Below are 19,288 nucleotides of genomic sequence, written 5' to 3'. Positions count from 1 at the left end.
GCGGGCCGGGCCAGCGCCCGGCCCCATCCGCGCGCGGTCCCGCTCCGAACCCCTGGTGTGGGAGACGACGACGTGACGACGAACCGGCGGCGGTCACCCGGGCGGTCCCGAGGCGGACGCCGGTGGGCCGCCCTGGCGGGACTCGTCGCGGGCGGGGTGACGCTCGGGGTGGCCGAGCTCGTGGCGGCGCTGGTGGCGCCGGCGTCCGCGCCGCTGCTCGCGGTGGGCGGGGCGTTCGTCGACCGCACGCCGGCGTGGTTGAAGGACCTCGCCATCGACTGGTTCGGGACCGCGGACAAGATCGCCCTGTTCGTCGGCATGGCCGCCGTCGTGGCGGTCCTCGCGGCGACCGCTGGCGTGCTGGCCAGGGAGCGGCCGGCCCTCGGCTCCGGGATGGTCGTCGCTCTCGGGGGCGTGGCCGCGGTCGCGGCGCTCACCCGGCCGAGCCCGGACGCCCTGGCTCCGCTGCCCAGCGTCGCGGGTGTCGTCGCGGGCCTGCTCGCCCTGAGGTGGCTGCTGGCCCGGCTCCCCGCGACGGACGTCGGCCGCGCAGGGGCCGACGTCCGCGACGCGTCGCCGTCGCCGTCGCCGTCGCCGTCGCGGTCGCGGTCGCCGTCCCCGGACCGCCGCCGGTTCCTCCTGGCAGCCGGTGCCGCGGGAGCCGTGGCCGTGCTGTCCGCCGCCGGGGCGCGAGTGGTGACCGCCACGGCACGTGGCGTCGCGGCGGCGCGGGAGGCGCTGCGGCTCCCCGCCCCCGCCCGCCCCGCCGACCCGTTGCCCCCGGGGGTGGACGTGGACGTCGAGGGCGTCGAGCCGTTCGTCACGCCGAACGGCGACTTCTACCGGATCGACACCGCGCTGCGGGTTCCCCAGGTCGACGCGGCGTCGTGGTCGCTGCGCGTGCACGGCCTGGTCGAGGAGGAGGTCGAGCTCGACTTCGAGGAGCTCCTGGACGCCGACCTCGTCGAGGCCTGGGTCACGTTGACCTGCGTCTCCAACGAGGTCGGTGGCGACCTGGCCGGCAACGCGCGGTGGCTCGGCCTGCCCGTCCGCGAGGTGCTCGCGCGGGCCCGGCCGCTGCCGGGGGCCGACATGGTGCTGTCGACCAGCGTCGACGGGTGGACGGCGTCCACGCCGCTGGAGGTCCTCACGGACGACCGGGACGCCCTGCTGGCCGTCGGGATGAACGGCGAGCCGCTGCCCGTCGAGCACGGCTACCCGGTGCGGATGGTCGTCCCCGGCCTCTACGGGTTCGTGTCGGCGACCAAGTGGGTCGTGGACCTGGAGGTCACCCGGTTCGCCGACGCCACGGCCTACTGGACCGACCGCGGCTGGGCCGAGCGCGCACCGGTCAAGACGATGTCCCGGATCGAGGCGCCACGGCCGTTCGCTCGGCTCGGCGCAGGTCCCGTCGCGGTCGGCGGCACGGCGTGGGCGCAGACGCGCGGGATCAGCGCCGTCCAGGTGCGCGTGGACGACGGGGAGTGGCAGGACGCGACGCTCGCCGCCGGCGCCGGCCCGGACACCTGGCGGCAGTGGTCCTGGACCTGGGACGCGACGCCCGGCAGCCACACGCTGTGGGTCCGCGCGGTCGACGGCGAGGGGCAGGTTCAGACGCCCGAGAGGGCCGAGCCCGTGCCCGACGGTGCGAGCGGCTGGCACTCGCGGGTCGTCACCGTCGAGTGACCCGCGCACTCCCGCGCCCCTGGACCCATCCGCCCGGGTCCGGGCTCCGAACCACCGGTGACAGAACGACATCGACCCGAGGAGTCACCATGAGGACCCGTCTCGCACTGACCGCCGTCGTCGCCTCCGTCGCGCTCGCGACGGCTGCCTGCTCCTCCGAGGAGGAGCCGACCACCGGCTCGCAGGACACGATGGCCGAGGAGACCGAGGGCACCGACATGGGGGACGAGATGTCCTCCGACGAGGAGATGACGGCCGCCGGCCCGGTCGGCCCCGGGTGCGAGGCCTACGCCGAGGAGAACCCCGACGGCCCGGGCTCGATCGAGGGCATGTCCGAGGCGACCGTCACCCAGGCCGCCGCCGGCAACCCGCTGCTCACGACGCTGGTGTCCGCGCTCTCCGGTGGGCTGAACCCGGACGTCGACCTGACCAGCACGCTCGACGGGGGCGAGTTCACCGTCTTCGCACCGGTGGACGACGCCTTCGCGCAGGTGGACGCCGCGACGCTGGAGACGCTGAAGACGGACGCCGACCTGCTCACCTCGGTGCTGACGTACCACGTGGTCGAGGGGCAGAAGTCGCCGGAGGAGGTCACCGGGACGCAGACCACCGTCCAGGGCGGCACGCTTGAGGTCGCCGGTGAGCCGGAGATGCTGACCGTCAACGGTGCCGACGTCCTCTGCGGTGGTGTGCAGACCGCGAACGCCACCGTCTACCTGATCGACTCGGTGCTCATGCCGATGAGCTGACCGGCACCCCTGTCGGACGACGGGCCGCGCGCACCCGGAGCCGCGGCCCGTCGTCGTGCCCTGGAAGCCTCGGGGAGGAGCCTCGGGGAGAACCCTCGCGGAGACCCCTCGGGGAGGACCCTCAGGGAGACGCGGGCAGCAGCAGCTGCAGCGCCAGCCGGACCGCCGGGTCCGAGGTGTCGAGCGCCACGGTCTCGTGGAGGCGACGCAGCCGGTAGCGGAAGGTGTTGGGGTGCACGTGCAGCGCGGCCGCGGCCGCGCGGGGGTCGCCGGGGTGGGCGAGCGCGGCGGCGAGGGTCCCGGCCCAGTCCCCGCCGTGCACCCGGTCGTGGTCCAGGACCTGCCGGACGGCGGGCGGGAGGGGCCCGCCGGCGACCGCGCGGCGGGCGCGGGCGACGACGAGGTCCGCCCAGGCGTCCTCCGCCGCGGCGAGCGGCCGTTCACCGCCGGCCCTCAGCGTCCCGTCCGCCAGCAGGCTCATGAGCTCCACGGCCTCCAGCCGGGCCGTCGGGACGTCGTCCGGGTCGGCCACGGGCCGGGAGGCGGCGACCAGGCCCGTGGCCGTCGTCGCGCACAGCCACGCCCAGCTGCCCGGGACGTGCGCGGCGGAGGCGTCCACGAGGACGAGCACCGCGCCGTCCACGGCCGCCAGGCGGGGCGACCGCCAGCCGGACCAGCGCAGGACGGCGCGCCAGCGGTCCGCGTGCCCGGGGGACGCGCCGCCGGCCACCGCGCGTCCCCCGGCGCTCTCGGAGAGGCAGACCACCCGCCAGGGAGACGTCCCGGGAGGCGCCCAGCCGGGTGGGGCGGTGCCGGACAGGGCCGCCTGGAGGCGCTCCGCCTCCAGGCGCCCCACGAGGTCCTCCTGCGCTCGCAGCCGCAGCAGGTGCAGGGCGAGGGAGGACACCACGCGCTGCAGCTCGGCGACGTGCTCCGCGGGGACGGGGGAGTCGACCACCGCCCAGATGGACCCGAGGAGCTCGCGGCCGGCGCGGACCGGGATGACGAGCCGCGGGGAGATCCCCGGCCCCCACGACGGGACGACGACCGGCTCGTCGGAGCGCTGTAGCGCCTGCAGCACGCCCATCGCCCGGAACCGCTCGGTCAGCTCCGCGGGGACCCGCCGGCCGACGATCGTGGACAGCCGGGCCGGGTCGGCTCCCTCCTGGCGCGAGGAGTGCGCCAGCACCCTGGACGCCGGGTCCTCGACGGTCACCGGACCACCGAGGACGGCCGCGAGGGCCTCCGCCAACGTGAACAGCTCGCCGAACCCGGTGCCGGGTGCGTCGGGCGCGCCGCCCGGGTGGTCCAGCAGCGAGCGCAGCAGCCACACCAGGTGGGCCCAGCCGCTGCCGGCCGGGACGGCGAGCAGGTCGACGCCCGCGCCCTCGGCGTGCTCGCGCACCACCGGGTGGGTCGCGGTCCTGTGGTCCAGCGCCACCGCGGCCGCCCCGGCCCGGCCGCAGTGGGTGACGAGCGCGGCGACCCGGTCGGCGTCGTCGGAGGCCGCCACGCACAGCACGAGGTCCCCGGTGTGCACGGCGTGACCGGTCGGCACCGGCTCGGTGCCGGCGGGTGCCGGCAGCAGGGCGACGTCGCGCACGGGCGCGCGGCCGTCGCCCCGCACCAGCTCCAGCAGGGCCGGTCCCAGTGTCTCGACGACCTCCGCCACCGTGGGCACGGCGTCACCTGCCTCTCCTGCGAGTTTCGCGCGTGCGGCCGGGTGCCGCGAGCACACGAGGTTGTCCTCAGCGCACTATGGAGGATGTCAGATTGGTCCTGAACGCACGATGACCTCGGACCCTGGGCGCCCGACGATGGTGGGGTCGCGCCCGCGTCCGTCCCGGAGGTCACCGTGCCCACCCCCTCGTCCTCGTCCTCGTCCCCGCGCCACGCCGTCGTCGTCGGCGGCGGCATGGTCGGCCTGTCGACCGCCTGGTACCTCCAGGAGCAGGGCCTGGACGTGACGGTGCTCGAGCGTCACCACGTGGCGGCCGGTTCGTCCTGGGGCAACGCCGGCTGGCTGACGCCCGGTATCACCACCCCGCTGCCGGAGCCCGCGGTCCTGCGGTACGGGGTCAAGGCCGTCCTGAGCCCGTCGTCGCCGGTGTACGTGCCGCCGTCGGCGAACCCCAGCCTGCTGCGGTTCCTGCTCGGCTTCGTCGGCCACTCCACGACCCGGGCGTGGCGGTCCGCCATGAGCCACCTCGTCGGCGTGAACGGCCTGGCGCTGGAGGCGTTCGACCGGATGACCGCGGGTGGGGTGCCCGCCCGCACGCTGGACGCCCAGCCCTTCACCGCCGCGTACCGGACCGAGGCCGACCGCACCGTCCTGCTCGAGGAGCTCGAGCACATCCGCGCCAGCGGTCAGCGGATCGACGTGGACGTCGTCACGGGTGACGAGGCGCGGGCCGCGGTGCCCGCGCTGTCCGGAGAGGTCACCGCGGCCCTGCTGCTGCACGGGCAGCGCTACGTCGACCCCGGCGCCTTCGTGCACGCGCTGGCGGACGCCGTCCGCGCCCGCGGGGGCAAGGTCGAGGAGGGCGTCGAGGTCACCGGTGTCGAGGCGCCCGGCGGCGCCCCGGTCGTCCGCACCACCGGTGGTGACCACCCGGCCGACGCCGTCGTCGTCGCGACCGGCGCCTGGCTCGGCCGGCTCGCGCGCCCGCTCGGCGTCCGACAGGTCGTCCAGGCCGGCCGCGGGTACAGCTTCAGCGTCGCCGCGGAGCGGCTGCCCGCGGGCCCGGTGTACTTCCCGGCGCAGCGGGTGGCGTGCACGCCGCTCGGTGACCGCCTGCGGGTCGCCGGGATGATGGAGTTCCGCTCCCCGGAGGCGGCCCTGGACCCGCGGCGCGTCCGGGCGATCGTCGAGGCGGCCCGCCCGCTGCTCACCGGGGTCGACCTCGACGACCGCCAGGACGAGTGGGTCGGTTCGCGCCCGTGCACCGTGGACGGCCTGCCGCTCATCGGCGCGACCCGGCTGCCGGGCGTGCACGTCGCGGGTGGTCACGGCATGTGGGGGATCACCCTGGGGCCGGTCACCGGCCGCCTGCTGGCCGAGCAGGTCGCGACCGGACGGCGGCCTGCCGAGCTCGCGCCGTTCGACCCGCTGCGCTGACGCTCGCGCCAGGACGGACGCGGGCGGCCACCGCCGCCCCCGTCGGTCCATCGTAGGCTCCTGCCCGCGCGGGAGTGGTGTAACTGGCAGCCACGCAGGATTTAGGTTCCTGTGCCCTCTGGGCGTGCGGGTTCGAGTCCCGCCTCCCGCACCGTGGTCCTGGTCCGCCCGGCGACGCGTTCGGCCTGCCAGGTGTGGATGTCCGCGACCCACTCCCACCCGGGCTCGGCGTCCGGTCCGATCCTCGGGTCGTCCGGGGCCCGGCCCTCTCGCAGGGCGTGCAGGTACGCGCGGTCGAGGCCGATCCGGGTGCGGACCTGCGCGCCGCGCGCGACGGACCCGTGGCCGGGCACGACGGCGTCCACGTCGCGGGCCACCGCCGCCAGGACGTCCAGGCCACGCAGGTAGTCCTCGACGGGGTCGTTGCCGTCGCGGTCGTCGTCGAGCATCGGGACGAAGACGTCCGACAGCATGTCCCCGGCGACGAGGACCCCCGCGTCCTCGACCAGCAGCGCGGCGTGGCCGGGGGAGTGGGCGGGGTGCTCGATAACCCGGACGGCGGGACCGTCCCACGGCAGGTGGCGAACGCCCGCGGGCAGACCGGTCAGCACCCCGAACAGGTCCAGCGGCACGTCCTCGGCGATCTCGGGCGGCAGCCCCTCGGCGGCCGTCGACCGCCAGTCCGCGGCGGACCGGAGCGCGCGCATCACCTCCGCGCACCGGGCCGTGCCGTACCGGGGCGCGACGCCGAGCGCGGGGTGCCACAGCACGTGGTCCCAGTCGGGGTGGGTCGCGAACCCGGCCACGACGGGCAGGCCCACGCGGGCCAGGTCACCGGCGAGGCACGTCAGCTCGCCGGTGGTCAGGCCGGGGTCGACGACGAGGACGCCGTGCGTCCCCTGCACCACCACGGTGTTGTTGCGCAGCAGCTCGCTGCGGTGGACGAGCACCCCGTCGGTGACCTGGGTGAGCACGGACGCCTCCCTCTCCCGCTGTGCGAGGCACCGGAGATGCTGCCCGCTGCGGGGCGACCACGGGGGCGTACGCGCGAATTGTTCTTCACTTATATAGGGCTCGACTCACGCACGAGGCGGTCCCATGCTGGTCCGGTGCACGCGTTCGACGTCCTTGGTGACCGGGTGAGGCGACGGATCCTCGAGCTGCTGGCCGACGGCGAGTTGCCGGCCGGTGAGATCACGGCCGTCGTGCACCCGGCCAGCGCCCCGACGGCACCTTCCAGGCCAGCGTGAGCCGGTCCACCGCCCTGGCCATGGAGGAGCTGATGCGGCGGTGGACCCGGTTCGCCGAGGCGGACGACGCCGTCCGGGCGCTGGTCACCGGCGAGCGGCGGGTCAGCGGCACCGACCGGCGGATCACCTGGCGCACCAAGGCGGTCGACGGCTCCTCCGTCGTCGTGACCAGCGAGCCGAAGAAGAACGGGACCGCCTCGCTGGTCGCCACGCAGATCGGGGTGCCGACGGCCGAGGCGAACGAGGAGGCCAGGCGGGCGTGGACCGACGCGGTCGAGCGCTTCGTCGCCACCCTCTGACCCGCACCGACCCGCGCCGACCGACGACTGACCCGCGCCGCCCGGCGACTGACCCGCGCCGCCCGGCGCGGGTCAGTCGAGTCCGAGGTCCTTGCGCAGCTTGGCGACGTGGCCCTTGGCCCGCACGTTGTACGCCGCGTGCTCGACCGTGCCGTCCGGGCCGACCACCACGGTCGAGCGGATCACGCCCGTCACCGTCTTGCCGTAGCTCTGCTTCTCGCCCCAGGCGCCGTAGGCGGTCAGCACCGCCTTGTCGGGGTCGCTGGCCAGCGGGAACGTCAGGCCGTCGCGCTCGACGAACCGGGCGAGCCTGTCCGGGGCGTCGGGGGAGACCCCGACGACCGTGTACCCCTGGCCCGTCAGGGCATCGAGGCTGTCGCGGAAGTCGCAGGCCTGCGTGGTGCAGCCAGGGGTCATCGCGGCCGGGTAGAAGTACACGATCACGTGCTCGCCCCGGTGCTCGGCCAGGTCGAACACCGACCCGTCGTGGGTCGGCAGGCTGAACGCGGGCGCGGTGTCACCGGGGGAGAGTCGGGTCGTCATGGCACGCGAGGCTACCGAGCGCCCCCGACGGGCCGACCGGGCCCGCCGCGCCCACCGCCCTAGTTGCGAACGTGTCGCAATAAGGGCGAGGATGCGGTCGTGCACGTACCCGACGGCTTCCTCGACGCGACCACATCGATCGCCACCGGCGCGCTCGCCGCCGGCGCGGTCGGCCTCAGCCTCCAGCGTGCCGAGCGGGAGGTCCGCGAGACCGGCCCCGCGCTCGCCGGCCTCACCTCGGCCTTCGTGTTCGCGGTGCAGATGGTGAACTTCCCGGTCGGGCCGGGGACGAGCGGCCACCTGATGGGCGGCGCCCTGGCCGCGGTGCTCGTCGGGCCGTGGACGGCGGTCCTGGTGCTCACCGTCGTCCTGATGCTGCAGGCGCTGTTCTTCGCCGACGGCGGGCTCACCGCGCTGGGCACCAACATCACGCTCATCGGCGTCGTCACCGTCCTCGTCGGCTACGTCGTCACCCGCGCGCTGCTCGGGGTGCTGCCGCGCCGTCCGGGCAGCGTGGTCCCGGCCGCCGGCGTGGGCGCGTTCGTCTCCGTGCCCGCCGCCGCGCTCGTCTTCGTCGCCCTGTACGCCGTCGGCGGCGCCGTCCCGATCCCGCTCGAGCGGCTGACCGCGGCCATGCTCGGCTGGCACGCCGTCATCGGCGTCGGCGAGGCCCTCATCACCGCCGCGGTCGTCGGCGCGGTCGTCGCCACCCGCCCCGACCTCGTGCACGCCGCCCGGCACCTGCGGCCGGACCTCGTGCTCGTCGACGCCGAGGGCCGCAGCCGCACCGTCGCCGCCGACGCGCCGGTCGCCACCCGTCCCGGACGCCGGCCCCTCGCTGTCGGCCTGGCCGTCTCCCTCGTCGTCGGCGGGCTGCTCAGCCTGGCCGCCAGCGCGAACCCCGACGGCCTCGAGCACGTCGGCGAGACCCTCGGGTTCGCCGACAGCGCCCGCGACTCGGCCGTCGCCGGCAGCCCGCTCGCCGACTACGGGGTCGCCGGCGTCGGCGACGCCGCGCTGTCCGGGGCGCTCGCCGGTGTCGTCGGCGTCCTGCTGACCGTCGTCGTCGGCCTGGGCGTCGCCGCGCTCGCCGCCCGCGGCCGCACCCGGCAGGACGACGACGACCGCGTCGCCGTCCGGGACTGAGGTCGCCGACGTGGGCGCCACCCACCTGCCCCACGCCCACGGCGACCCGGCGTCGCCCGCCGACGGGCTGCTCGTGCCCGCCGACACGGTGGTGCACCGGTTGCCCGCGCACACCAAGGTCCTGGCGCTGACGGCGTTCGTCCTCGTCGTCGTGGCCACCCCCGCGACGGCGTGGCCGGCGTTCGCCGGGTACGCGGTGCTGCTGGCCGGCGTCGTCCTGCTCGCCCGCGTGCCCGCGCGCACCGTGGCCCGCCGGTCCTTGGTCGAGACCCCGTTCGTGGTCTTCGCGCTGCTGCTGCCGTTCGTCGCCGAGGGTCCACGGGTCGACGTCGCCGGGCTGGGCCTGTCGCGCGTCGGGCTCGTCGGCGGCGGCCTGCTGCTGGCCAAGGCGACCCTCGGCGTCGTCGCCGCGATCGTGCTCGCCGCCACGACCGCGCCCCGGGAGCTCCTCGTCGGGCTGGAGCGGCTGCGGATGCCCCGCCTGCTCGTGGCCATCCTGTCCTTCATGGTCCGGTACGCCTCCGTCGTCGTCGGCGACCTGCACCGGATGCGGGTCGCGCGCGAGTCCCGCGGGTTCACCGGCGGTCGGCTGCGCCACCTGGCCGCCGTCGCGGCCGGCACCGGCGCCCTGTTCGTGCGCAGCTACGAGCGCGGCGAGCGGGTGCACCTGGCGATGCTGGCGCGCGGGTACACCGGCCGCATGCCGCGGCTCGCCGACGACACCCGGACCCCGGCCACGACCTGGGCCGCCGGGGCGCTGCTGCCGCTGGCCGCGCTCGGCGTGCTGCTCGCGGTCCTCGTCGTCCAGCGGGCCGCGGCGGGTGGTGCGGCGTGAGCCCCGGGACGACCCCGCCCGCGCTGGAGGTGCGCGACCTCGCGTTCGCCTACCCGGACGGCCGGCAGGTCCTGTTCGGGGTCGACCTGACCGTGCGGCGCGGTGAGCGGGTCGCCCTGCTCGGACCGAACGGCGCCGGCAAGACGACGCTCGTGCTGCACCTCAACGGCATCCTCGGCGCCGTCGCCGGCGGCACCGGCGCGGGCACCGTCCGCGTGGCCGGCCTGGACGTCGACCGGGCGCACCTGCCGGAGGTGCGGCGCCGTGTCGGGCTGGTGTTCCAGGACCCCGACGACCAGCTGTTCAGCCCGACCGTCGCCGACGACGTGGCGTTCGGCCCGGCGAACCTCGGGCTGCGCGGCGCCGAGCTGCGGGCCCGGGTCACCGCCGCGCTCGAGCAGGTCGGGATGGCCGACCACGCCGACCGCCCGCCGCACCACCTGTCCTTCGGGCAGCGACGCCGGGTCGCCGTCGCCACGGTCCTCGCGATGGACCCCGACGTCCTGGTCCTCGACGAGCCGTCGAGCAACCTGGACCCGGCCAGCCGCCGCGAGCTGGCCGACGTCCTGGACACCCTGGACGTGACGGTCCTGATGGTCACGCACGACCTGCCCTACGCCCTGCAGCTGTGCGAGCGCGCCGTCCTCCTCGACGGGGGACGGGTCGTGGCCGACGGCGCCACCCGTGACGTGCTCGCCGACACCGAGCTGCTGCACCGGCACCGGCTCGAGCTGCCCTACGGCTTCGACCCCCTGTCGGTGCCGGGTGCCGGACCCGCCCGGGAGCGGTAGCGTCCTGAGCATGGCGACCACACCCGAGGCGACGAACGCGCTCCCGGACGACCCCGCGGCGATCCAGGCAGCCATCCGCGCCCGCCAGGAGCACCTGGCCCGCACCGTCGACGAGCTGCAGAACCGGCTGTCGCCCAAGGAGGTCGCCCGACGGGCGAAGGACACCGCCCAGGAGCGGGCGCAGCAGGCCGTGACCGCCGAGGACGGCTCGCTGCGCACCGAGCGGATCGCCGCCGTGGGCGCCGCCGTCGCCGGGCTGCTGGCGATCGCCGTGGTCCGCAAGGCCCGTCGCTGACCGACGGGTACCGTTCGCCCGTGAGCTCCAGCACCACCTCGTCGTCGCGTCCGGCCGGTGACCTGCCGATCCGGATGCTGCACGACCGGGTCCTCGTCAGCCTGTCCGAGGAGTCCTCCGAGCGCCGGTCCAGCGCGGGCATCGTCATCCCCGCCACCGCGTCCGTCGGCAAGCGCCTGGCCTGGGGTCAGGTGGTCGCGGCCGGTCAGCACGTCCGGCAGGTGAAGGTCGGCGACGACGTCCTGTTCGACCCGGAGGACCGCGGCGAGGTCGAGCTCGCCGGCAAGGACTACCTGCTGCTGCGCGAGCGCGACGTGCACGCCGTCGCCCAGCCCCGCACCGGGGACGACCGCACCGGGCTGTACCTCTGAGCGCACCCGGAGGGTCGGCACCCGCGACGGACCCGGTGCGTCGCAACGCCCGCTACACGGTGCTGCCGGTCGACGGGCCGCTGCCCGCGGAGATGGTCCGCGCGGTCCCGGCGATCCGCCGCGACCCGCTGGCGTTCCTCGAGCGGGTCGTCGCCCGGTACGGCGACCTCGTCGCGTTCCCGCTGCCGCGGACGCCCGTGCTGCTGGTGAACACCCCGGCGGGTGCGGCGCACGTCCTCGTCGCTGCGGCCCGCCGCTACGGCAAGGACACCGTGCAGTACGCGTCCCTGTCCACGGTCACCGGCCAGGGCCTGCTGACGTCGGACGGGGACGTGTGGCGCCGGTCCCGGCGGGTCGCGCAGCCGGCGTTCCACCACGGCACCCTGGACGTCGTCGCGCGCGAGTCCGTCGACGCGGCGCGGGCGCTGCGCACGGCGTGGACGGCGGCCGGGGTGTTGGACGTCGAGGAGGCGTGCCTGCAGGCCACCATGGGCCTGGTCGGCCGGACCCTGTTCGGGGCCGACCTCGGCGGACGCGGGGACAGGCTCGTCGCGGCGGTCCTCGACGCGCTCGGTGTCGTGGTCCGCAGGGCCCGCACCCCCGTCCCCGTGCCGCGGTGGGCGCCGACTCCCGGCAACCGGGCGCTGGCCCGGGCGAACCGCGAGCTGGACGCCGCGTGCGCGGCGCTCGTGGCCGAACGGCGCGCCCGCCCGGCGCGGGCGGACGGCGAACCGCAGGACCTGCTGGGGTTGCTGCTGGCCGCTGCCGACGCTGGGGAGCTGTCGGCGCGGCAGGTGCGCGACGAGCTGGTGACGATGGTCATCGCCGGCCACGAGACCGTCGCGTCCTCCGTGGCGTGGACCCTGCACCTGCTCGCCGGGCACCCTGACGAGCAGGCCGCCGTCCACGCCGAGCTCGACGCCGTCCTCGGCGGCGACCCGTCACACGACGACGAGCCGGACGACGAGCCGGACGATCCGGGCGCGGTGGGCCGCGACGTGCGCTGGGACGACCTGCGGGCGCTGCGCCGGGTGCGCGCCGTGGTGGACGAGTCCCTGCGGCTGTACCCGCCGGCGTGGGTGGTGTCCCGCCGGGCGCTGCAGGACGACGTGGTCGACGGGGTGCCCGTCCCCGCGGGGACGCTCGTCATCGTCAGCCCGTGGCTGCTGCACCGCCGCGCCGAGACGTTCCCCGACCCGCTGCGGTTCGACCCGGACCGCTTCGCCGACGGGACGCCGGCCCCCTCCCGCGGGACGTACGTGCCGTTCGGCGCGGGGCCGCGGCTGTGCATCGGCCGGGACGTCGCCCTCGTCGAGTCGGTGCTGGTGCTGGCGACGCTCCTGCGCGGGCACCGGGTGGTGGCCGTGCCCGGACGCGACGTCGGGGTGGAGGCCTTGGTGACGCTGCGCCCGCGCGGTGGCCTGCCGCTGCGGCTGGAGCCCCGCTGACCCCGGGGCTGACGGCCCGGGTGGTGACGACTCGGCGCGCCGGCAGGTCGGGTCGCTGCCAGGATCGGTCGGGTGTTCCTCTTCTTCTCCAACCGCCTCGGGTGCCTCGCCTCGCTGCTCGTCTCCCTGGTGCTGACGGCGATCCTGCTGCTCGTGCTCGGGGTGCTCTGAGCCGCTCATCTAGGCTCGTCGCTTGTGCAGCCGCTGTACGAGGTCGTCGTCTCGCGTCCGTGGCACTGGGGCATCGTCTTCGTGTCGGCACCCGGTGCTGCTCCGCCGGAAGTCGTCGCCGGCTCGCTGGTCGCTGCGACCACCGACGCCCTGGCGATCACGGTCCGGCACGCGCAGGACATCGACGCCGAGGTGTTCGACGGTGACTGGGAGTGGGCGACGGCGCGGATCCAGGTGCGGAGTGTGCTCTCCCTCGAGGATGACGGAACCGTCGCGTACACGGGGGAGCTCTCCCTTCCCGCCGGGCGCCTGACGATCGGCGACGCCGACAGCACGGTTACGGTCGACGACCTGGACGCCGCCTCGCTAGTGCAGGTTCGGGTGCTGGCGCAGCACACCCGAGGCGCGACCGACGTCCGGGTGGACGTCGCTCCACGGGGCGGATGAGCCGTGGACGCCCAGCGGTCGGCTCACGTCAGCCGGCGAGGCCGTCGAGCAGGTCGGCCAGCCCGCCGGTGGCCCGGCCGCGCCGACGCCCGCTGGTGGTGACGCACGGGTCGACCGGCCGCACCACCCGCAGTCCGTCGGCGACGGCGGCGTCGACGAGGGCCCGCTCCTCACCGACCGCGACGTCGGGGAAGCCGCCGAGGCGGGCCAGGACGCTGGCGCGCACCCCGAGGTTCGCGCCGTACACGTGCCGGTGGTGCCCCTCGTCGACGAGCCGGCTGCGCAGCAGGCCGTCGTAGGCCGACCGGGCGCGGCCCGGCAGGTCCGGGTCGTCGTCGAGCCGCACGAACCCGGCGACGACGTCCGCGCCGTCCGCCGCCCACTGCAGCTGGGTCGACAGCCAGTCCACAGGGACGGTCGTGTCGGCGTCCGTGTGCGCGGTCCACAGCAGCTCGTCGGCCACGCCCGTCAGGGCCCGGGCCGCGGAGAGCGCGCTGCCCGTCCCCCACGTGCGGACGGCGGCCACGGTGCGTGCCGCCGGCACGTCGACGACCGCGGACGGCGTCCCGGCCAGGACGCGCCGAGCCACGTCGCCGGTCCGGTCCGTGCACCGGTCGAGCGCCACCACGACGGTGACCGGGACGTCCACCCGCTCGGCGGCGACCAGCACCGACTCCAGGCACGCGGCGAGCCGGTCGGCCTCGTCACGGGCGGGGACGACGACGCCGACCGCCCGCGGGGACGTCGCGAGGGCGGGCTGGTGCCCGGTGGGCGGTGGAGCCGGGCTGGTCGCGGTCACGACGTCCGCCCCCTGTCGGCGACCTCGGCGCCGGGCGCGTCACCGTCGAGGCGCCACACCTGCAGGAGGAAGTCGTCCTCCTCGTGCCGGACGAGGGCGCGCAGCCCGAGGCCGTCGAGTACCCGGTGCACCTCGTCGCCGGGCGTGGCCAGCCGGTCGGCGTCGTGCCGCCAGTGCATCGCCACCAGGTCGCCGCCCGGTGCGAGGCGCGACGGGAGCGCCCGGGCGAGCGCGTCGACGTCGTCGGGGGCGAGGAAGTACCCGGTCTCGGCCAGCACGACGAGGTCGTGCTCGCCGGCCGGCAGCCCGTCGGGCAGGACGGCGTGCTGCAGCGTGACGCCGGGGACGCCGTCCAACGCCGCCGCGGCGTGCCGCAACGCGACCCGTGACCGGTCGACGGCGAGGACGGCGTCGCACCGCCCGGCGAGCGCGGCCGTCGTGGCCCCGACGGAGCAGCCGAGCTCGAGCGCGTCGCGGTACCGCTCCCGCGGCAGGCCGGCGAGCAGGACGGCGAGCTTGCGCCGCTCGTACCAGGACGTGCGCACCTGCCACGGGTCGTCGTCCGCGGCGTGCAGCGCGTCGAAGTGGGCGCTCCCGTACCGGTCGGCGCTGTCGTCGCGGTTCGCGTTCACGACACGACCAGGACGTCGTCGCCGGCCAGCGCGGCGAGGGTCTCGGCGTCGACGACGGGAGGGTGGCCGTCGAACGGCGCGGTCTGGCTGGGGTAGCAGGCCAGGGCGAGGTCGCGGCGGGTGCGCGTCACGTCGTCGTGGGGGACCCGTCGCGCCGTCTCCCAACGGATCCGGGGGTGGCGGGGCGTGTACCAGGCGCGCGCCCACAGCGGCGCGGCGACGAACGGCAGGTCGTGCTCCCGGGCGACGGCCGCGGCGCTGCGGCCTGCCTCGGCGTGGTCCCGGTGCGGGTCGTGCGACCACAGGCCGACGACGAGCCCGGGGGCGGTGCGGTGGACCGCGTCCCGGACGGCGGCGTCGACGTCGTCGCGGTGCTCGGGCAGCGCGCCGTCCGGCAGACCGGCGAACGACGGTGGGCGAGGTGCGCCGAGGGCGGCCCAGGCGGCCGTGCCCTCGCCGCGGCGCTGGGCCGCGAGCCGGGCAGGGTCGCGGGTCCCGGGCGGCAGGAACGCCTCGCCGTCGGTGAGGACGAGGAGGTCGACGGTGGTCCCGGCCGCGTGGAGGGCGCCAACCGTCCCGGCCAGGGCGAGGGTCTCGTCGTCCGGGTGGGCGACGACGACGAGCGCCGCCTCGACGGGAGGCGGTGCCCACGCCGGGAGCTCGGCGACGCGCTCGTGCCAGGTCACGTCGTCCACCCGTCCAGGGCCGCGGCGCCGAGACGCTCCAGGTCGCCCTCGGCGTGCTGCTGGCGGACGAAGACCGTCAGGTCCGCGACGAGCCGCGCGTACCCGGCGTCCCGGCACAGCGGGGTGGCGCCGGTGCACCGGCCGGCGCGGCGCAGCACCTCCTCGACGACCTGCTCGACCACGTGCCGGACGTGCAGCGCCAGCGGCCGGTGCCGGTCGCGCGGGTCGGCGTCGACGGCGCCTGCCGCGTCCCGGAGCACCGCCTCCCCGCGGGCTACGGCGGAGCGGATGCCCCCGAGGTGCGCGAGCTGGTGCGGGGTCGGCGGGTGACCGGCCGCGGCCCGGGCGGCCAGGGCGCGGGTGACGTGGTCGGCGACGGCGCGGGCACCGCCCCACCAGACCGCGGCGACGCCCATGCCGCCGACGGCCAGCCCTGGCCGGTCGCTGTAGAACCCGGGCGGTCCGACCAGGCCGGCCTCGTCGACCACGACGCCGGCGACGGTGACGTCGAGGCTGTCGGAGTCGTCCATCCCGACCGCGGGCCAGGTCCCCTCGACCGCCGTGACGCCGTCCTGGTGGACGTCGAGCAGGGCGAGCCGGCGACCGGCGGGGGTCTGCAGGGTGACGAGCGCGGTGTCGACGACGCGGGCGCCGCTGGCGAACCGCAGGGTCCCGTCGAGCCGCACGCCGCCGTCGACGGGTGTGCCGTCCAGCCCGGTGCCCTCGCTGGCGGACGCCCAGACCGCGAGCAGGCGCCCGCCGGGGACGGCGACGCCCGCCTCGGTGAGGACGGCGACCGCGTCGGTGTGGCCCTCGGCGAGCCGGGCGAGCACCAGGTCGTCGGCGCCCCAGTCGGCCAGCCGCCGCCAACGCTCCCAGGCGTTCCCCGCGAGCGGGTGCGGCAGGTCCAGCTGCCCGGCGGTCAGCATCGCGAGCAGGTGGGCGCGCTGGCTGTCGGCGCCCGGTGCCCGGCGCGGCGTCCGCGGGAACTCCGTGGGGGTCGCGCTCACTCCCCACCGGCCTCGCGGACCTGGCGGACGACGGCCGCGGCGACGTCGTCGGGGCGCTTCTCCGGCAGCCAGTGCCCGGCGTCCAGGACCTCGAACCGGTAGGGCGCGCGCACGTGCAGTGCGGTGCGCTCGGCGGCGGTGCGGCCGAGGGCGGTGTCCTTGGCGCCCCACACGTAGGTGGTGGGCACGGTCACCGGGTGGGCGGCGGAGCGGAACGACAGCGGCATCGCGCGGTACCAGCCGAGGGCGGCGGTCAGGGCGCCCGGCTCGGCCATCCGCCGGGCGTACCGCTGCGCGTCGTCGGCGGGTAGCCCCGCGCGGCGCAGCAGGCCGTCGACCCGCCCGGCGAGCAGCCGCTCGGGCAGGTACGGCAGCTGGAACAGGCCCATGTACCAGGACCGCAGCGCCTGGTCGCTGCGGACGCTCGCCTCGATCAGGGCGCTGGGGTGGGGGGTGGACAGCACCGTGAGGCTGCGCACGCGCCCCGGCGCCGCCGTCCCCACGGCCCAGGCGACGGCGCCGCCCCAGTCGTGGCCGACGACGTGCGCGGACGGCAGGTCCGCGGCGTCCAGGAGCGCCAGGACGTCGCGGACCAGCTCGCCCATCCGGTACGCGCCGCGCCCGGTGGGCCGGGCGGCGGGGGAGTACCCGCGCTGGTCGGGGGCCAGGGTGCGCAGGCCCTCGGCGTGCAGCAGGGGCGCGACGCGGTCCCAGGACGCCGAGTCCTGCGGGAAGCCGTGCAGCAACACGACCGGGACGCCGTCGGCGGGGCCGGCGTCCCGGACGTCGAAGGTCAGTCCGGCGCGCTCGAACCGGGTCAGGGGCATGGCCCCGACCGTAGGGCGGCGCCAGGGCGTCCGCCCGCCGACGCGCGCGTCGGCGTCACCGGCGCGCGGGACGCCGTGACCGCCCGGTCGCCGCGGCCGGAACGAGGACCCGGTGACCGTCGCCGCGTCGTCGCCGACGGGCCGGTCGGACGCGATGAGTTCCCCGTCCGGGAAGGGTCTGACCGTCGTCCGCCGTCGCCGGCCCGGAGGTGCCCTGTCGTGAGTGACCTGACCGAGAACCTGGTCATCAGCCTGCCCGTCGCGGACCGGCGACGCGCCGCCGACTTCTACCGCGCCGTCCTCGGCCTCGAACCGGAAGGCCCGCCGGCGGACGACGGCCTGCCCGAACCGCTGAGCCTGCGGTTGCGGGAGGGCGTGTCGCTGATGCTCGTGCCCACCGACGGGTTCGGGTGGGTGCTGCCGGGGCGCCGGGTCGCCGACGCGGGGGTCAGCGAGTGCGTGCTCGGGCTCAGCGTGTCCACGCAGGAGCAGGTGCGCGACGTCGTCGGCCGCGCGGCCGCGGCCGGTGGCCAGGTCGTGGCGGAGGCCGCGCAGCAGCCGTGGGGTTACAGCGGTGTGGTGGCCGACCCCGACGGGCACGCGTGGATGGTGCACTGCGCCTGACGGTCGCCGTGGGCGTGCGCCTCCGGCTGGGCGCCGGCGCGTTCCGGGCGCCCCGCACCGCTGTCATCGGCGGACGTCGCCGGGACCGAAGTGCACGGGCAGACCGCACTCGAGCCACGCCTCCACCCCGCCGACGACGTCGGTCGCCCGGTGCAGGCCGACGGCCCGCAGGGACGCCGCGGCCAGGCTGGAGCTGTACCCCTCCCGGCACAGGACGACGACGAGCAGGTCGTGGCTGGCGGCCTCGCGGATCCGGTGCGGGCTGCACGGGTCGAGGCGCCACTCGAGGACGGTCCGGTCGACGACCACCGAACCCGGGACCTGGCCCTGCTTCTCGCGCTGCTCCGGCGTGCGGGTGTCGACCAGCAGCGCCCCCCGCCGCTGGGCCGCGTGCGCCTCCACCGGCGTCAGCCTCGGGACGCCGTCGCGCGCGCTCGCGAGGACGTCGTCGACCCCCATCCGGCCACGCTAGGCCGGGTGGCCCGACCCGGCCCCCGCGACGGTGGTCCGTCGGTGGCCGGCGGGTGGGTTCAGTCGCCCGTGGCGCCGTCGACGGCCTCGCGCAGCAGGTCGGCGTGCCCGTTGTGCCGGGCGTACTCCTCGACCATGTGGACGAGGACCCACCGCAGGTGCGGCCGGCGGGCGTCGTGCCGGGTGGCGGGCAGCTGCCGGTCGAGGGCGCCGTCGGCGAGGGCCCGGTCCACGAGCTCGCGGGAGCGGTCGCAGGCGGCCCGCCACAGCGCGTGCAGCTCGGCGGGGGAGTCGTCCGCGGCCGACGTCCACTCCCAGTCGGGGTCCGACGCCCAGTCGGCGGCGGCCCACAACGGGTCGGGGTCGTTGCCGTGCAGCCGCACCGAGAACCAGTAGTCCTCCACCCACGCCAGGTGCTTGAGCAGCCCGCCGAGGGTCATCGTCGACGGGCCGACGGTCGTGGCCAGCGCCGCGGCGTCCAGGCCGTCGGTCTTCCACGCGAGCGTGGCGCGGTGGTAGTCCAGGAAGCCGACGAGCGTGTCCACCTCGCCGGCGCCGAGCGGGGGCAGGGGGCGGCCTCGTTCGTCGACGTCCGTCACGGCGGGGAGCCTAGGGCGCGGTGGTGGCCGCGGGCAGGTCCTTTTCGCTGGCGGGTGCCGCCGTCGGGGTGTGAGACGGTGGAGGTGGGCCCGGCTCGAGGGCTCCCGGACGAGGGGTGCCGTACCCGGTGCGCGACAAGACGGCCCACGGGAGGTACCGGTGCACTGGCTCGTCCTCGTCCTGTCGGGGGTCCTCGAAGCGGTGTGGGCGACCGCGCTCGGACGCTCGGAGGGCTTCACCCGCCTCGTGCCCAGCCTCGTCTTCGTCGTCGCGTGCGCGCTGAGCATGCTCGGCCTGGCGTACGCGATGCGCGAGCTGCCGGTCGGGACGTCGTACGCGGTGTGGGTGGGTATCGGCGCGACCCTGACGGTCGTCTACGCGATGGCGACGGGGCAGGAGCCGGTGTCGCTGCTCAAGGTGCTGTTCCTGCTGATGATCGTCTCCGGCGTGGTGGGGCTCAAGCTCGTCCACTGACGGCGGTTGGGACGAT

At 76.5% G+C, this 19,288-nt stretch carries 23 protein-coding genes, 1 tRNA gene, 1 pseudogene and 1 riboswitch; of the genes and pseudogenes, 15 read left to right on the top strand and 10 right to left on the bottom strand.

Annotated features, from left to right (window positions below):
• The first annotated feature begins 72 nt into the window (after nt 1–72).
• Together ACYVQV_RS01965 and ACYVQV_RS01960 are read left to right on the top strand one after the other, a co-directional pair.
• Nucleotides 73–1,686 (top strand): molybdopterin-dependent oxidoreductase, encoded by a 1,614-nt coding sequence (locus ACYVQV_RS01965; RefSeq protein WP_461021577.1) that lies wholly within the window; start codon nt 73–75, stop codon nt 1,684–1,686.
• A gap of 89 nt (nt 1,687–1,775) precedes the next feature.
• Nucleotides 1,776–2,435 (top strand): fasciclin domain-containing protein, encoded by a 660-nt coding sequence (locus tag ACYVQV_RS01960; protein ID WP_461021576.1) that lies wholly within the window; start codon nt 1,776–1,778, stop codon nt 2,433–2,435.
• Nucleotides 2,436–2,556: 121 nt separating this feature from the next.
• Here ACYVQV_RS01960 and ACYVQV_RS01955 read toward each other — a convergent pair whose 3' ends face one another.
• Nucleotides 2,557–4,116: a PucR family transcriptional regulator gene (locus ACYVQV_RS01955; protein ID WP_461021575.1), complete on the bottom strand. Its 1,560-nt coding sequence runs from the start codon at nt 4,114–4,116 to the stop codon at nt 2,557–2,559.
• Between the two features lie 234 nt (nt 4,117–4,350).
• Here ACYVQV_RS01955 and ACYVQV_RS01950 point away from each other — a divergent pair, with 234 nt between their 5' ends.
• On the top strand, nt 4,351–5,553 hold the full coding sequence (locus ACYVQV_RS01950; RefSeq protein WP_461021728.1) for an NAD(P)/FAD-dependent oxidoreductase: 1,203 nt from the start codon (nt 4,351–4,353) through the stop codon (nt 5,551–5,553).
• Between the two features lie 68 nt (nt 5,554–5,621).
• Nucleotides 5,622–5,704: transfer RNA gene (locus tag ACYVQV_RS01945), tRNA-Leu, on the top strand.
• On the opposite strand, the gene ACYVQV_RS01940 is transcribed toward ACYVQV_RS01945, so the two are convergent.
• Complete coding sequence (locus ACYVQV_RS01940) at nt 5,655–6,527, bottom strand: MBL fold metallo-hydrolase (protein ID WP_461021727.1); 873 nt, start codon at nt 6,525–6,527, stop codon at nt 5,655–5,657. The genes ACYVQV_RS01945 and ACYVQV_RS01940 overlap by 50 nt on opposite strands.
• Before the next feature lie 135 nt (nt 6,528–6,662).
• Here ACYVQV_RS01940 and ACYVQV_RS01935 point away from each other — a divergent pair.
• A pseudogene (locus tag ACYVQV_RS01935) lies at nt 6,663–6,761 on the top strand (transcriptional regulator); the annotation flags it as partial.
• 38 nt (nt 6,762–6,799) lie between these two features.
• Nucleotides 6,800–7,102, top strand: a complete 303-nt coding sequence (locus ACYVQV_RS01930) for a hypothetical protein (protein WP_461021574.1) — start codon at nt 6,800–6,802, stop codon at nt 7,100–7,102.
• Between the two features lie 72 nt (nt 7,103–7,174).
• Here ACYVQV_RS01930 and bcp read toward each other — a convergent pair whose 3' ends face one another.
• Nucleotides 7,175–7,645 carry a thioredoxin-dependent thiol peroxidase gene (gene bcp, locus ACYVQV_RS01925; protein ID WP_461021573.1) on the bottom strand — a complete coding sequence of 157 codons (471 nt, stop codon included), beginning with the start codon at nt 7,643–7,645 and terminating at the stop codon, nt 7,175–7,177.
• Nucleotides 7,646–7,744: 99 nt separating this feature from the next.
• On the opposite strand from bcp, the gene ACYVQV_RS01920 reads away from it, so the two are divergent.
• The 7 genes from ACYVQV_RS01920 (at nt 7,745) to ACYVQV_RS01890 (ending at nt 13,149) form a co-directional block, all read left to right on the top strand.
• Complete coding sequence (locus ACYVQV_RS01920; RefSeq protein ID WP_461021572.1) at nt 7,745–8,791, top strand: energy-coupling factor ABC transporter permease; 1,047 nt, start codon at nt 7,745–7,747, stop codon at nt 8,789–8,791.
• A 10-nt stretch (nt 8,792–8,801) separates the two neighbouring features.
• Nucleotides 8,802–9,626, top strand: a complete 825-nt coding sequence (gene cbiQ, locus ACYVQV_RS01915; protein WP_461021571.1) for a cobalt ECF transporter T component CbiQ — start codon at nt 8,802–8,804, stop codon at nt 9,624–9,626.
• Entirely contained in the window at nt 9,623–10,417 is a 795-nt protein-coding gene (locus ACYVQV_RS01910) for an energy-coupling factor ABC transporter ATP-binding protein (protein ID WP_461021570.1), read from the top strand. Before cbiQ ends, ACYVQV_RS01910 begins: the two co-directional genes overlap by 4 nt.
• A gap of 10 nt (nt 10,418–10,427) precedes the next feature.
• Nucleotides 10,428–10,712, top strand: coding sequence for a DUF3618 domain-containing protein (locus ACYVQV_RS01905; RefSeq protein WP_461021569.1), 285 nt, complete (start codon nt 10,428–10,430; stop codon nt 10,710–10,712).
• Nucleotides 10,713–10,786: 74 nt separating this feature from the next.
• Nucleotides 10,787–11,083 carry a GroES family chaperonin gene (locus ACYVQV_RS01900; protein WP_461021726.1) on the top strand — a complete coding sequence of 99 codons (297 nt, stop codon included), beginning with the start codon at nt 10,787–10,789 and terminating at the stop codon, nt 11,081–11,083.
• A 35-nt stretch (nt 11,084–11,118) separates the two neighbouring features.
• A complete protein-coding gene (locus ACYVQV_RS01895; protein ID WP_461021568.1) occupies nt 11,119–12,531 on the top strand; it encodes a cytochrome P450 in 1,413 nt (470 codons plus the stop codon).
• A 195-nt stretch (nt 12,532–12,726) separates the two neighbouring features.
• Nucleotides 12,727–13,149, top strand: coding sequence for a hypothetical protein (locus ACYVQV_RS01890; protein ID WP_461021567.1), 423 nt, complete (start codon nt 12,727–12,729; stop codon nt 13,147–13,149).
• A 28-nt stretch (nt 13,150–13,177) separates the two neighbouring features.
• On the opposite strand, the gene ACYVQV_RS01885 is transcribed toward ACYVQV_RS01890, so the two are convergent.
• From ACYVQV_RS01885 to ACYVQV_RS01865, 5 genes are read right to left on the bottom strand one after another with little or no spacing between them, the layout of a single operon-like run.
• Nucleotides 13,178–13,948: a glycosyltransferase family 2 protein gene (locus ACYVQV_RS01885; RefSeq protein WP_461021566.1), complete on the bottom strand. Its 771-nt coding sequence runs from the start codon at nt 13,946–13,948 to the stop codon at nt 13,178–13,180.
• Nucleotides 13,945–14,580 (bottom strand): SAM-dependent methyltransferase, encoded by a 636-nt coding sequence (locus ACYVQV_RS01880; RefSeq protein WP_461021565.1) that lies wholly within the window; start codon nt 14,578–14,580, stop codon nt 13,945–13,947. Before ACYVQV_RS01880 ends, ACYVQV_RS01885 begins: the two co-directional genes overlap by 4 nt.
• Complete coding sequence (locus tag ACYVQV_RS01875) at nt 14,577–15,275, bottom strand: PIG-L deacetylase family protein (RefSeq protein ID WP_461021564.1); 699 nt, start codon at nt 15,273–15,275, stop codon at nt 14,577–14,579. The genes ACYVQV_RS01880 and ACYVQV_RS01875 overlap by 4 nt, the downstream gene beginning before the upstream one ends.
• The gene (locus tag ACYVQV_RS01870; RefSeq protein ID WP_461021563.1) at nt 15,263–16,276 is read right to left on the bottom strand and encodes an acyl-CoA dehydrogenase family protein; all 1,014 of its coding nucleotides are present in this window, start codon (nt 16,274–16,276) and stop codon (nt 15,263–15,265) included. Before ACYVQV_RS01870 ends, ACYVQV_RS01875 begins: the two co-directional genes overlap by 13 nt.
• The gene (locus ACYVQV_RS01865) at nt 16,273–17,103 is read right to left on the bottom strand and encodes an alpha/beta fold hydrolase (RefSeq protein ID WP_461021562.1); all 831 of its coding nucleotides are present in this window, start codon (nt 17,101–17,103) and stop codon (nt 16,273–16,275) included. Before ACYVQV_RS01865 ends, ACYVQV_RS01870 begins: the two co-directional genes overlap by 4 nt.
• 219 nt (nt 17,104–17,322) lie before the next feature.
• Here ACYVQV_RS01865 and ACYVQV_RS01860 point away from each other — a divergent pair, with 219 nt between their 5' ends.
• On the top strand, nt 17,323–17,727 hold the full coding sequence (locus ACYVQV_RS01860) for a VOC family protein (RefSeq protein ID WP_461021561.1): 405 nt from the start codon (nt 17,323–17,325) through the stop codon (nt 17,725–17,727).
• 63 nt (nt 17,728–17,790) lie between these two features.
• Here ACYVQV_RS01860 and ACYVQV_RS01855 read toward each other — a convergent pair whose 3' ends face one another.
• A complete protein-coding gene (locus ACYVQV_RS01855) occupies nt 17,791–18,186 on the bottom strand; it encodes a rhodanese-like domain-containing protein (protein ID WP_461021560.1) in 396 nt (131 codons plus the stop codon).
• Between the two features lie 71 nt (nt 18,187–18,257).
• Nucleotides 18,258–18,797, bottom strand: coding sequence for a DinB family protein (locus ACYVQV_RS01850; protein ID WP_461021559.1), 540 nt, complete (start codon nt 18,795–18,797; stop codon nt 18,258–18,260).
• Between the two features lie 83 nt (nt 18,798–18,880).
• Nucleotides 18,881–18,947: riboswitch (guanidine-III (ykkC-III) riboswitch) on the top strand.
• 10 nt (nt 18,948–18,957) lie between these two features.
• Here ACYVQV_RS01850 and ACYVQV_RS01845 point away from each other — a divergent pair.
• Nucleotides 18,958–19,272: a DMT family transporter gene (locus tag ACYVQV_RS01845; RefSeq protein WP_461021558.1), complete on the top strand. Its 315-nt coding sequence runs from the start codon at nt 18,958–18,960 to the stop codon at nt 19,270–19,272.
• Nucleotides 19,273–19,288 lie beyond the last annotated feature (16 nt).

It is taken from the genome of Thalassiella azotivora, assembly GCF_054781695.1.
This window is presented reverse-complemented; position numbering and strand designations above follow the sequence as displayed.

Coding starts and splice junctions, on each gene's coding strand:
- ACYVQV_RS01855 (WP_461021560.1), bottom strand. CDS start 18,186: ATGGGGGTCGACGACGTCCTCGCGAGCGCGCGCGACGGCGTCCCGAGG.
- bcp (WP_461021573.1), bottom strand. CDS start 7,645: ATGACGACCCGACTCTCCCCCGGTGACACCGCGCCCGCGTTCAGCCTG.
- ACYVQV_RS01900 (WP_461021726.1), top strand. CDS start 10,787: ATGCTGCACGACCGGGTCCTCGTCAGCCTGTCCGAGGAGTCCTCCGAG.
- ACYVQV_RS01950 (WP_461021728.1), top strand. CDS start 4,351: ATGGTCGGCCTGTCGACCGCCTGGTACCTCCAGGAGCAGGGCCTGGAC.
- ACYVQV_RS01865 (WP_461021562.1), bottom strand. CDS start 17,103: ATGCCCCTGACCCGGTTCGAGCGCGCCGGACTGACCTTCGACGTCCGG.
- ACYVQV_RS01905 (WP_461021569.1), top strand. CDS start 10,428: ATGGCGACCACACCCGAGGCGACGAACGCGCTCCCGGACGACCCCGCG.
- ACYVQV_RS01960 (WP_461021576.1), top strand. CDS start 1,776: ATGAGGACCCGTCTCGCACTGACCGCCGTCGTCGCCTCCGTCGCGCTC.